The sequence below is a fragment of the Pseudobutyrivibrio sp. C4 genome (assembly GCF_900111635.1).
GTDB lineage: Bacteria > Bacillota > Clostridia > Lachnospirales > Lachnospiraceae > Pseudobutyrivibrio > Pseudobutyrivibrio ruminis.
In genome coordinates this window covers 255,445-268,468 of the sequence record NZ_FOHF01000001.1, presented here as the reverse complement: position 1 = coordinate 268,468, position 13,024 = coordinate 255,445, and the positions used below count along the sequence as shown (strand labels likewise).

At 36.9% G+C, this 13,024-nt stretch carries 12 protein-coding genes; 1 reads left to right on the top strand and 11 read right to left on the bottom strand.

Annotated features, from left to right (window positions below):
- Position 1: 1 nt before the first annotated feature.
- The 8 genes from hisH to BMY66_RS01220 form a co-directional block, all read right to left on the bottom strand.
- Positions 2–607, bottom strand: coding sequence for an imidazole glycerol phosphate synthase subunit HisH (gene hisH / locus BMY66_RS01255; protein ID WP_090393891.1), 606 nt, complete (start codon positions 605–607; stop codon positions 2–4).
- Positions 604–2,523: a hypothetical protein gene (locus BMY66_RS01250; RefSeq protein ID WP_090393890.1), complete on the bottom strand. Its 1,920-nt coding sequence runs from the start codon at positions 2,521–2,523 to the stop codon at positions 604–606. Before BMY66_RS01250 ends, hisH begins: the two co-directional genes overlap by 4 nt.
- 64 nt (positions 2,524–2,587) lie before the next feature.
- A complete protein-coding gene (locus tag BMY66_RS01245) occupies positions 2,588–3,511 on the bottom strand; it encodes a chemotaxis protein (protein ID WP_044934656.1) in 924 nt (307 codons plus the stop codon).
- Positions 3,512–3,545: 34 nt separating this feature from the next.
- Positions 3,546–4,304 (bottom strand): hypothetical protein, encoded by a 759-nt coding sequence (locus BMY66_RS01240; protein WP_090393889.1) that lies wholly within the window; start codon positions 4,302–4,304, stop codon positions 3,546–3,548.
- An 84-nt stretch (positions 4,305–4,388) separates the two neighbouring features.
- On the bottom strand, positions 4,389–5,900 hold the full coding sequence (locus BMY66_RS01235) for a sensor histidine kinase (RefSeq protein WP_143064490.1): 1,512 nt from the start codon (positions 5,898–5,900) through the stop codon (positions 4,389–4,391).
- On the bottom strand, positions 5,878–6,567 hold the full coding sequence (locus tag BMY66_RS01230; RefSeq protein ID WP_033154202.1) for a response regulator transcription factor: 690 nt from the start codon (positions 6,565–6,567) through the stop codon (positions 5,878–5,880). The genes BMY66_RS01235 and BMY66_RS01230 overlap by 23 nt, the downstream gene beginning before the upstream one ends.
- 28 nt (positions 6,568–6,595) lie before the next feature.
- A complete protein-coding gene (locus tag BMY66_RS01225; RefSeq protein WP_090393887.1) occupies positions 6,596–7,210 on the bottom strand; it encodes a hypothetical protein in 615 nt (204 codons plus the stop codon).
- A gap of 67 nt (positions 7,211–7,277) precedes the next feature.
- Positions 7,278–8,513 carry an MFS transporter gene (locus tag BMY66_RS01220; protein ID WP_090393886.1) on the bottom strand — a complete coding sequence of 412 codons (1,236 nt, stop codon included), beginning with the start codon at positions 8,511–8,513 and terminating at the stop codon, positions 7,278–7,280.
- 106 nt (positions 8,514–8,619) lie between these two features.
- Here BMY66_RS01220 and BMY66_RS01215 point away from each other — a divergent pair, with 106 nt between their 5' ends.
- Positions 8,620–9,702: an endonuclease/exonuclease/phosphatase family protein gene (locus BMY66_RS01215; RefSeq protein ID WP_090393885.1), complete on the top strand. Its 1,083-nt coding sequence runs from the start codon at positions 8,620–8,622 to the stop codon at positions 9,700–9,702.
- A gap of 2 nt (positions 9,703–9,704) precedes the next feature.
- On the opposite strand, the gene BMY66_RS01210 is transcribed toward BMY66_RS01215, so the two are convergent.
- From BMY66_RS01210 to BMY66_RS01200, 3 genes are read right to left on the bottom strand one after another with little or no spacing between them, the layout of a single operon-like run.
- Positions 9,705–10,916 (bottom strand): AAA family ATPase, encoded by a 1,212-nt coding sequence (locus BMY66_RS01210; protein WP_044934674.1) that lies wholly within the window; start codon positions 10,914–10,916, stop codon positions 9,705–9,707.
- A 24-nt stretch (positions 10,917–10,940) separates the two neighbouring features.
- Positions 10,941–11,771: a hypothetical protein gene (locus BMY66_RS01205; protein ID WP_049960265.1), complete on the bottom strand. Its 831-nt coding sequence runs from the start codon at positions 11,769–11,771 to the stop codon at positions 10,941–10,943.
- Between the two features lie 7 nt (positions 11,772–11,778).
- Positions 11,779–13,014, bottom strand: coding sequence for a DUF5716 family protein (locus BMY66_RS01200; RefSeq protein ID WP_033154207.1), 1,236 nt, complete (start codon positions 13,012–13,014; stop codon positions 11,779–11,781).
- Positions 13,015–13,024 lie beyond the last annotated feature (10 nt).

Here is a 13,024-nt window from a genome sequence, read left to right as displayed (position 1 = left end):
ATTAAATCTCTGCAAAGTTCTTCAAAATCTGAAGTCCTACAGATGATGACTTTTCTGGATGGAACTGACAAGCAAATATATTGTCTTTCTCAACAGAAGCATGAATATGACAACCATATTCAGTTGTAGCTGTAACAATAGAGTCATCCTTTGCTTTCAAATAATACGAATGAACAAAGTATACAAATGAACCCTCATCTATACCATTAAACAAACGTCCCTGATTTGGATAATCCAAAGAATTCCAGCCAATGTGTGGAACCTTTAAGCCTGGTCCATCAGGAATACGTACAACCTCTCCATTAAGCAAATGAAGTCCCTCAACCCCTGGAGATTCTTCGCTTGAATCAAACAAAAGCTGTAAGCCCAGGCAAATACCAAGAAATGGCTTGCCGCTGGCAACATATTCTTTTATAGCTTTATCAAGTTCGTATTTTTTAAGATGGTTCATAGCATCAGCAAAAGAGCCGACCCCTGGTAACACCACATGGTCGGCTTTTTTAATTACACTAAAATCCCTGGTAAGGACAGTTTCCTTACCAAGGATTTTAAATGCTTTTTCTACACTTTTAATATTTCCTGCATCGTAATCTAGTATTGCAATCATAAATCTGGTAAACCTAAGCTTCTCAGCACCTTTCTAAGTTCTATTGTATAGTAATGACGGTTTGGCTGATTATATATAGCTAAGGCTTCCTCTTCTGATAATCCGAAAGTCTCGGACAGTTCAGAAATTAAAGTAGTACCATATGCATCATATTGGTCGGCAATACCATATTCTGCAGCATCATCCTTATATTTTTCGTATCTTCCAACACCAATAATTAAAGAATCCAATGCATAATTGTACTGCTCATACTGAATGAATGCTTCGTATTGCTGCTGACAAAGCTGCAAATCAGCAAGAGTTCTTGCTTGATTTCTGAGTAAGGCAACATCCTCATCAGATAAATCAAAACCATTAAGCTTTTCATATGCTGCTATATAATCGCCCGCTTCGAACAATTCATTAGCCTGTGCCATATGACGCTTAAGACCTGTAAAGGTCATCCCAACCATTACTACACCAATTATTGATATAGATAATACCAAAAATGTGGCAATAATGGAAATAGGAATTTTAGGAGAATTATCAGGTTCCTTTGGTTTCTTTTCTTTTTTAGGCTTTGGTTCCTTCGGTTTCTTCTCCTTAGCCTTTTCTTTCTTGGCAGCTTCCTTCTCTTTTTTGGCCGCTTCTTTTGCAGCTTTCTTTTCTTCTTTAAGTCGTTTTTTCTTTTCCTTTGGATCTTCCTCAGGCTCTGGAACTATTGGATTTCCATCTTCATCATAGGTAATCTCAACAGTGGTATTCTTTGCCGCTTCCTCTGCAAGCTCATCCTCATCAGGAGGTCCAAAAAGTATAAGTAAAAGCTTTTGGATAATAGGATTAGGTTCTTTCTCTCCCTTTTCTCCTTTTTCCTTTTTAGCTTTTTTCTTCTTTTTCTTTTTACCTTTTCCTTTGCCTTCTTCTTCCTCTTCTTCCGGCTCAGCTTCCTCGGCTGATTCATCAATGTCTGCAGCTTCTCCAGCACCTTCTTCATCACCACTTAAAAGTGATTGAATATCAAGAAGGTCCTCATCGTCACCTTCAAGAAGGTTTTCGAGATCCAAATCGCCATCCCCTGATAAATCAGGCTCGTCTCCATCACCGTACTGAGCTTCATCTAAAGCATCCATCTCATCAGGAAGAAATTCTTTGAGGGAATCATCAAGTGGTTCTTCCTCTCCTGAATCCTCGATAATATCATCTAATGACAAACCAAAATCATCTGAATCATCAGAATCTGCAGGCCTTTCCTCATCTAAAGGAGCATCCTCAGGCTCTTCAATAAAGTTGGATAAATCTATTTCTCCATCATCTGGTATCTCTATAGGTGAATCATCTGCAGCTAAATCAATCTGAGGTTCATCATCTTCAAGAATATCCTTTAAGCTAAGCTCATCAGAATCATCCTCAGCTTCTTCTGTATCAGGCTCTAACGACTCAAAATCTTCTGAAGCCATTTCTTCCTGAGAATCCATTTCAGATTCGCCTTCGTCTTGGGCAACTGGTTCTGGTTCATCCAGTTCATCCTGTGCTTTATTGACAACACTTTTAATATTATTAAGAAGAGAATTTACAACACCTTCAGAATCAGGCAATTCACCTGTTTCCTGGAAAATGCGCTCTTCTTCGTCGATTTCCTGTTCAAAATTACTAATAAATAAATCTACATCATCAGTATCCAATTCTTCTTCAAATTGGCGCAAAAAATCCTCCTCGGAAAGAACCTTTCTGAGGTATGGATGGGAAGTCTTAGTCTGTGCCTGAGAAGAATCAATTCCTGTTGCAGTAAGAAAATCCTCATCAGGAGCAACAGCCTTGCGGCTCTCAACAACCTGCTGTTGCTTCTTCATAGCATTCTCCTGGACCTGCATAGCATCAGTCTTAGCCTTATTTATTGAATTCAGTAGTCCATCTAAGTAGTCCTCTGACTGAGACATCTACATGTCCTCCCTTAAATTTAATTAAGGGGTATGCAAAGCACACCCCTCAGTTTTAAAAATTTTAATTGCCTTTACGAGCGACTTCGTATTTAGCAACAAGCTCATCAACAACTGAAATAAGCTTACCAATTTCAGGCTTTGTAAGCTGAGCATCGGCACCAAGGCTTTCGCCCTTACGTCTAATCTCGTCGTTAATAAGTGATGAGAAAATAATAAGTGGAATGTTCTTCATGGTGTCATTTTCTTTAACGAGCTTGCAAAGTCTGTGACCATCCATAAGAGGCATCTCGATATCAGTGATAATAAGATGTACGTCGTTAAGAACTGTACCTCTCTTGTGGAACTCAACAAGCTTGTCCCAACCTTCCTGACCGTTCATATTAACGATAAGGTTAGTGTAACCAGCCTTCTTCAAGCACTCAACAATAAGCTTTGAAAGAAGTGGTGAATCCTCACAAAGTAAAATAGGTGATTTACTACGATCTTTTGTCTCGTAATCATCCATTTCTGAAACCTTAAGACCAGTCTCAGGATTAATATCTGTAACAATCTTCTCGAAATCAAGAATAACAACGAGTCTGTCTTCTAACTTAATAACACCTGTTGAAACTCCAGATTCATCAGAACTGATAGTTGCATCAGGCTTGATGATGTCTTCCCAAGAAACACGATGAATTCCAAGAACCTCATCAACGTGGAAAGCTGTATTCAAACTGTTGAAGTTTGTAATGATGAATAAGCCGTCTGTATCAGCTTCATCTGTAATATTCAAGCACTTGCGAAGAGAAATGACAGAAATCATAATATCTCTTGGCATGAAGATACCTTCTATAGAAGGATGCGCATTAGGTAGAGGTGTTACTGGTTGATATAACAAAATCTCCCTAATCTTGGCAACGTTAATTCCATAGAAATTTTTGCCAACCTTAAATTCAAGTACTTCGAGCTCGTTAGTGCCCGACTCTAATAAAATATTAGTATCCATGCAAATCTCCTCTCATTTAAATCAATTATATGATTTATATGGTTGTCCCTCTTGTTGTGCCATCACTTGTAATGAATAATTCAAGTGAGGATATATTTTCTACTGACGAATCGCTGAATAGAAAGACCAAAATAAATGATTTTGATTCTCCAGCTGCCAGTATGCCATCATAGTTAGCTAAATCATTTGACAATGGTGTGTACTGGGTACTTGCTTTTGCTCCACCATTCAATGATAAATTGTATGTTCTTCCTGTATAATTTGAAAAATTAACAGATGAATCTGATGTATTTTTCGCTTCAATAGAAAGTACTACGTATTTTTTGCCAGAAACCTGTTGTAGAACAAAATTGTTTGTTTTGTAATCGGAAGTCACATCAAACTCAGAGCAAGTAAATTCTACACCCGGTATCTCAATTGCATCAGTCATAGAATATCCTGCATCTTCAGAACCTTCTTCGGTAGTGCCTTCTTCAGTCTCATCTGTAACTATAGGTTCGCCAGTTTCTGGATCATATTCGACTTCTGTATTTTCCTCGTCAATTACCTCTTCTGTTTCCTCTGAATCAGCTTCATCAGGCTCATATTCATCATCCAGTTCGCCAGCTTTTACGCGGGCATTGGCAATTCCTGTTGTCTGATTTTTATTGAATTTTGAAACAGTTTTCGAGGCATAAGCTGTGATTACCGCCTCTTCTTCCTCTGTCATAGTGTACAAAGGTTCACCACAAGCGGTGAAAAGTAGAGAAAAACACATAACCGAAATCAAAAGGAAAAATCTTTTAATTTTCATGCTATCTCCTAGAAGAATAAACTAATCATTAATGGTATGTTAGCATTAATATGTGTATTGTTCAACACAAAAAATCAGAAAATTCTATGAATTTTGTTTGATTTTTGTGTCTTTTGTCAAAGTTAACTCAAACCAAAATTCAACTCCATTTGGCAAGTTTTCAACACCAAATTTTTCATGCATCAAATCCATTGTAGCTTTAACAACGGACAAGCCGATACCACTGCCGCCATATTCACGGCTTCTAGCCTTATCAGCTTTGTAAAACTTCTCCCAAATGTGCTTGATGTCCTTCTTGGCAATGTTATTTCCGGAATTGAATACACTAATTCGAACTTTGCCTTTTTTAACAAAATCATATCTTACATTAATGATGTTTTCATTTAATACATAGTGAATTGCGTTACTAATAAAGTTAGTAATAACCTGCTCCACTAAGAATTCGTCTGCATGAACCACGCAAGGTTCTTTGTTGATAAATGAATAGGTAATATTCTGTGCTTCGAAATTGATTTTATTGCTATCAACAACACTATCAATCATTTCTGTCACGTCAAAATCAACCATATCCATATTCATCTGACCAGCTTCAAGCTGATTAAGAATGAGCATTTCTCTAACCAAACGGTTCATCTTGTTTGCTTCATCAATGATGATATCAAGATAAATCTGACGGCTGTTCTCATCCTCCATAATGCCCTCCTGCAGACCCTCGGCATAGCCTTGGATAAGGGCAATTGGTGTTTTAAGCTCGTGTGAAACATTTGATACGAATTCTTTTCGCATGTTTTCATTTTCTTCACGAACTTCAAGATCGTGTTTCAGGCTTTCATTAGCAGTACGAAGCTGGCTAATTGCACGTTTTAATGTAGTAGACATTTCATTAACATGCTCACCCAAATCATCCATCTCATTATATATAACCTGAGGCGTGTACTTTGCTTCGAAATCGAAGTTTGAAATACGCTTCGTTATATCAATTATGTTAAATAATGGCTGAGTAAATTTTGCAATCGCAAAATGACTAAATACTGTAGTCATAAGAATCGCAATCATAACCATATATAGGAAAAACTTGTTTGTGATTGAACTGGTATGCTCCATTGCAGATAAAGTAGCTCTAATAAAAACGATACTACCATCAGGGAGCAATCCTAATAGAACAAGATAATCATCCTCTGAACCTGGAAAAGCCTGCTTAAAAATCTCGTAATTATCATTCTTGTTAATGACATCTACAGATTCATCGTTTGAAAACATTGAATAATTGAGTTGATTCAATAAAATCTCAGAATTAGTATTAGACGAAATTAAAGGCTCTCCGCTAGCGCCTGTAACAACGCAATTTACAGAAAACCTATCAAATAAGGCTGCTATTTCTGCTTCATAATCTTGTCCGTATAAAACACCCTCATTACACTTATTAGACATGATATCGTAGAGTTCTACCATATCATGTCTCTTTGTTAAAACATAATAATCGCCTAAAAAGCAGGATGATAGAATACTAACAATAACAAGTGAACCAAGTATGATTGCAACTATCAATCCTACAATTTGGCGATTAATTTTATTAGACCTTTGCGTCGACTTCAAATTTATACCCCATGCCCCAAATAGTCTTGATGTAGTTTCCCTTATCGTCTAACTTACTACGAAGCTTTTTAACGTGAGTATCGATTGTTCTAGCATCTCCAAAGTAATCATAGTCCCAAACATGATTGAGAATCTTTTCTCTTGAAAGAGCGATTCCTTCATTATTGATGAAGTAATAAAGCAACTCGAATTCCTTAACAGAAAGCTCTACAGGAGTACCATCGTTAGTTGCTACATGGGCATCAACATCTAACTGAATGCCACCAGCTTCAACAACCTTCTTGCCGATTGAATCATCTGTGCTTCTTCTAAGAACTGCATTAACTCTGGCCATAAGAATCTTTGGAGAAAATGGCTTGTTAATGTACTCATCAGCACCAAGCTCAAAACCATTAAGAACATCATTTTCCTCGCCCTTAGCTGTAAGCATAAGAACAGGTATAGAAGAAGTCTCTCTGATTTCTTTCAAAACGGCAAACCCATCAACTTTTGGCATCATAACATCCAAAATGATAAGTGATATCTCGCTGTCCATATAGAACATATCGAGAGCCTGTTCACCATTTTCGGCCTCTATGACCTCGTAATCCTCTCTTACCAAATAATCCTTGATAAGTTTTCTCATTCGGCTTTCATCATCAGCCACAAGAATTTTGTTTTTAGACATAACACCAACCCCAATCCTTGAAATAATATTATTGTTGTTCCTGTTCCTTCTCCCTGATTGCTTCTTCTCTTTCGGTAAGATCCTGCTCCCAAGAAGAATACTTGTCGATTAGCTTTTCTTCGTAATCGAGTATGGTCGGGCTGTTTATTGTGGTACTCACATAAAACATTCCCAAAACGCAAAGCAACAATGCAATGCAAAAAATTAATAGGACTTTGTTGATAGCTTTTAGTCTTTTGATTTCTGAAGAATCACTTGTGACTTTAGCCACAACTTTTTTATCGGCTTTTTCCTTCTTAGCTTTAGATACTTCTTCATCAGAAGATGAATTTGTATCTTCTGTTTTTTCTTCTGGTGTCACGTCTTTAGGGGGTTCTTCTAAAGAATAAACAGGAGGAATATCCTCCGGCGTAAAAACCTCTGAATCTAAAAGATTCTGCCTAAGCTGAGCTAGAAAACTCATACCGATTTCAGTGGAAAACATTCGCTGATTCAAAAGCTTTTTATATACAGTGAGCACAGCATTCTCATCGCTGTCTTTGATCTGCCCCAAGATATACTCAACTGCCTTAAGCTCTTTGGCGGCTTTTTTTGCTTTATTCTCATCATCGAAGATGTATCCACCAATATTATACTTAGCCATATCAATCCTTTAAAATAATTGTATATAATTATTTTAGCAATTTGTACCAAAAAAATCTATCTTTTATTTAATTATTTTCGCAGATTTTTGCTAAACCGAATATAGCTATTACCACTCCTGCAAAAGTGATGATTGTACCAAACCATAAAGCAGGTGTTACACCAATAATTCTAATTAATACACCACCAAGCAAGCTTGAAAGTAAATTACTAAATGTCATAGCTATAGTTACAAAAGCCTGTCCCTTAACAGCATCCTGCTTATTCATGATTTCATCTACAAAATGAACAGATGCTGGAATGAAAATCGCAAAAGCCAAAGCCTGGAATAACATACTGAAATATAAAAATCCAACAGATGTTGCCAAGGTTGTAACAAGGATTTTAACAAAATAAAATATCGCAGAAACACTAAGAAGCTTTTTGGTGCCAAATTTATCCTTAAGCTGATTAAAGAAAATCATAGCAGGAAGCTCAACGATTGCCTGTAGTGCTAGGAGCCCTCCGTTGCTGGCCTCGTTTCCTCCAACATTGACGGTGATTTGATATAAGAAATTGTTTATCAAAACATGTCCAAAATAAAAGCAAACAACACCAATTAAAAAAACGAAAAACATCTCATATTTACTAATAAACTTCTTTACTGATTCTAAACTGAAACTATCCGATTTTGATTCTTCGGAAAACGGATCATAATCTTCATTAATTTCAATTCCCGAATTCTTTAATTCTCTATATATAAGAATGATTACAACAACAAAGGCTGCAGAAACAATAAATCCAAGAATAGTTACTGCTCTTTCAGATGTAAGAGTCATGAAATTTCCAACAAGCAAACTCATTATAAAAAAGAAGAAAGACCCGCTTGCTCTGGCAACTCCAAAGTTCATTTTCACATTGTATTTTTCAATATGGAAATTAAGCGCATTTAAAAATGGCTGTATTACTGTGGCAACCATAGCTCCAATAAAGAATGTGAAGCTAGTTCCAAAGCCCTTAGAATTTGTTCCTATAGCAAAGAATAAATCCAATGTAACAACAGCACCAAGCAAAGCTAAAACATCTACCACATCAAAGCTAGCAGCTTTATCTGTCAGATATGAAACAACCTGTTGTAACACTGTAGCTACTAAAAAAGCGATAGCAAATAAAGCACCTATTCCAACTGTGGAATAACCTCTGTTAGATAAATAAGCTGAGCCCATGCTGATTGTACAGCATACCATCATCCAGTATAGACCCTGAGCTATTATGTAATATAAATTCAGTCTGTACTCTCTTGACTCTTTAATTTGAAAAATCATGTCTAACTCCTTAAAATTATTTTAATATATTATGAATTTTAGAATTCTAACAAGCTTTTATGATATATTATTAATGAATTTTTAAACATCTGAAAGGAAAGAATATATGGCAAAAAAAGTTTTAAAAACCATTCTTATTATTCTACTAATCATCGTTCTTTTACTTGTCGGATATGTAGTTTATGTATTCGCTTCGTATTATCGTTTAGACGATAATCTAGAACTCGAAATCGAAGGTTCAACATCTACAGATACTCTTTCAATCGGAGAAACCTATCGAATATCATCTGCAAATCTTGGATTTGGTGCATACTCTGCAGACTATTCATTCTTCATGGATGGCGGCACAGAGTCATGGGCATACTCAAAAGAAGCTGTGTACGATAACATCAATGGCTCAGTAAATAGCGTTATGTCTTTGGACCCAGATTTAATGCTTTTCCAAGAAGTTGATATCGATTCTACAAGAAGTTATCACGTAGATCAGAAAGAACTTATCATTTCAGATTTAGCTGATGCTGATATAAGTGATGTAAACTACACTTTCGCGCAAAATTATGATAGTCCATTCTTGATGTATCCTTTTACTCAGCCTCACGGTAAGTCAAAAGCTGGACTTTTAACAGTTTCACCAGCCACAATAACAAGCTCTATCCGTCGCTCTCTTCCAATCGAAGAAGGCTTATCAAAGTTCATCGACCTGGATAGATGCTATTGCAAAAACTATATTAATCTTGATAATGGCAAACAGCTTGTTTTATACAATGTTCATTTGTCTGCATACACTACAGATCCATCAACTGCTGAAAACCAGGTTGTCATGCTCAACGAAGATATGACCGCTGAGGTTGAGGCTGGCAATTACGTTATTGCCGGTGGCGATATGAACAAAGATATGCTTGGTGATTCATCTGCATACTTTGGAACAACTAGCGAAGCTAATTGGGCCCAGCCATTCCCAGAAGATTTATTATCTGATGACTTTAGTGTAGTAGGACCACTTGATGAAGCAAATCCTGTTCCATCATGTAGAAACGCCGACACACCATACACCGAGGATTCCTTCGTATTAACAATCGATGGTTTCATTGTTTCTTCAAATGTTAAGGTTGAATACTCAAATGTATTAGATACAGGCTTTGCGTATTCAGACCACAATCCAGTTTATATGGACTTCATTTTAGAATAATATTAAGCATTCTTTCTGGCACTGCTTGAGCTTGTGCCACATAGCTTATCAACTGATTTGATGATTTCCTGAATCTCAGGTAGATAGTGCTCATGGTTAATCATGAGCCTATCTATTTCATCTCTTTCTTCTTGAACAATCCTACGATGATCATCTAATCTATCCCTAATCTTCTTTCTTCGCATAACAAGTCTATGTCTGCATTCTGACATATCCTGTCTATCAACAAGGGCATTTACCTGATTCAACCAGATCTTATCATCAGCAAGTCCGATTTCACCTAAAATTCTCTCCAATTTAGAATTGTAAAACTCAAGATCCTCATTGTTTTGAATATATCTTTGCTGGTCTCTAAGCTTATCTTGATACTGTTCCCAAACGTATTGAAGCTCGGCCGAAGTTTTGACAAAATATCTATCTTTTGAATACTCAACTGAATTGGTCACATTAACGTATTTCATTCTTTCTACGTTGAGCATACTAATAGCCTGATTCAAATGAACAATGGCAACTTTGTTTTCTCTGGCAATTGTATTCTGACGAACAAAAACAATAAATCCGCTAACAGCGCAGATAAATAAAACTATAAACACCCAGATAGAAATATCTGCCTGAGCTGCATTGTACATAGCAAGCAATAAAATAAGCAGCGTCATAAAGGATGCAAGAATGGCAACGGCCATCTTTCTAAAGAGTTTAATCTGCCCCTGAAGCTCTTCTCTTTCGATTTCCCATCGACTTTTTTCACCTTCAAGATAGGCAAGATTTCGCTTAAGCTTTGCCTGATATATTTCGTCTGATGCAAATCGATTAATGATTTCAGGCATATCAGCCTCATCATCAGAAATCACTTCGTATTGTTCATCTGTAATGTTTCTCTGGATTGATCTTGCATTAACAAGATTGTTTTCCAATTCGCATATACGTGACGCAGTATTACGAAGCTCCTTTGCTTTTTCCTTTGGCAGATTCTCTATAGCCTTTATATCATTAAGATAACGAGTAACAATTCGATACTCCATTTTTTGGCGTTCCATAGCCTTAGTGGATGCAATAATCTGCTCGCAGGAATCCAAAATATAATGTTCAAGCTTCTTTGGATCTTCTTCCCAACTATCGATTCCTTCGATTTGGGAATAAACTCTGTTAAAAGCATCATCAATTTTAGCTGCTCTAAGTTCTTTTTTCTTTTTTCTACTTGAAAAAAATCCCATACATTTCTCCCTTTAGGATATTAATTAAATCCTGCAGATTTTTATATATTCTTCTTTCCAATTATTGATAACATTTTGGATTGTTTCCTTTGATACCTGGGACGATTCACCATAAAGCAAATCATTTATAGCGCTATCAAAACCAACAATATCTTCTTTTATTGTGGACCTGGAAACAATCTGCAAAACTTCCTCTACATCGCTTCTAGGGACTTGATATTTAGCAACATACTCCTCAAATCCAAGCTTATCCTTGCCACAGCGAGCTGCGTATAAAAGACAATAAAGAGTCTGCTTCTTTTGATTACGTTTGTAGCCTTCATCAAAGCATTTGCTGGCCTCATCAAAAAAGAAAAGCTTTGCAAAAGCACATCCTAAATTGTGATAAACATCTCCTTCTACTGTACGAGGCATTGTCTTTGCAACATCCTCAGCAAGTAGAGTCTCGTATTCATAGATGGCATCTACAAGCTTGTTGCCAAGCATTAGTCTATCAGCTCTAAGCTTACGTCTTTCGGCCTCCGATTTGTTTTCAAAGGTTGAAATAATAGAAAGTGCATCCTTAATCTCTTTGTTGGAAGCGTATCCATTGGCGCTTAAAATATGGCCTACAAAAATATGCAAAGGCGAATTGTTTTGCACCATTGACTGAAGCTCGCTAGCAAGCTTAGGAAATTTAAGCTCTCTGCCAATCCAATTACAAAGCTCCGTGTTCATCAGCTTAGTAGAAAGCAAATAAACATTATTTAGCATGTAATAGCTAAGCTCCTCAAGAGAATATACATTCAAAGACACTTCTTCTATGTAATAAGGTGTAGCTGCTATTGAATTTTTGCAATAAATCAATGTACTCATAAACTACCTACTTAATTGAAATAGTGTGTTCCCAGCTTTTGCCAGAGGATGGAGAAATTTCTCCGAATCCTAAATCCGTAATTACGATAGATACAGCCACATCAGAAATAGGACTTGCTTCTATTCGAAGACGAGTGGTTCTGTTTTCTCGTTTTGGCATATCTGTTAATTCAAGAACCTCTGTGTGAGCTTCCCTTGATTCTGGCCTTTGGATGTAGAATTCAAGCTCTGGCTCACCATCCAGAATTACTTCACACTCTCCCTTTGCATCGTACCAGCTTTGTCCGGCATCGATAAGGGTGAAAAATTTCATAACATTATTTTCTAAAATCTTTATTGAAAGATTAAGCTTTAAATCGTTGTCGCCAATGTAAATGAAAGGCCAGTCGCGTTTGCCATCCTTGGTGTAGCCTGCATAACATGCGCCCTTTGAATAAAGGTTCTTTCCCATGAACACCTTACGGCCCTTGCAAAGTCTAGCAAGGCTGACCTTCATCCACTCGCCATCAAAGCCGTCCCCAACAAGATAAACTGATGAAAACAAAGTACTTCCAAAAGTGTCAGCTATTATCTCATCAAACTTTTCATCTCGATTGTCGGTAATCTCTCCATGATTAACTACATCAAGTGTAATCATCTGAGGACGAGTGCTTTGATTACGATTCAGCACACACGAAATCATGTTTGAACCGCTGTAATCAAAAAGGGCTACGCTATATAAAAACAACTCTGGCCTCTGTGATAATGCATAAAAGTAAAAGCATTCGTTGCGGTCGATAAGCATAAGCCTATTGGAATCTATGGATAGTCTGGAGATGATATAATTCATCAATTCCATGACCTCAAGATTTACCTGATCTACGCAAACAACAAGCTTTTCTATATCCCCCATGGCAGCCATGGGACCTGGAATAGCAAAAAGCTTATTAAAATATATAACCATAAGCTCTCTGGCTTGAAAGCTTTCTCCATCAACAAAAACTTCCTCATTCTTGAGAGCCAAAGTATATAAATCGTCTACAAGCATAGCCTCCTTTGTGCGGCTTTTGCTAATAGCTTCATCGCCAAAAAACCATTGTCCCATACCGTATCGCTTAGCAAGTACTGTAGGGATGGAATAATTTTCCTCACCAAGAATCGTGCTGACTGTAGCCGGCTCATCCATATTTGATTTATAAATACTAAGAACTGTGCTTCTGGCACTAATATCTATGCCAAGATAAGCCCCCTCAGAATTTCCCATATAAATCCTC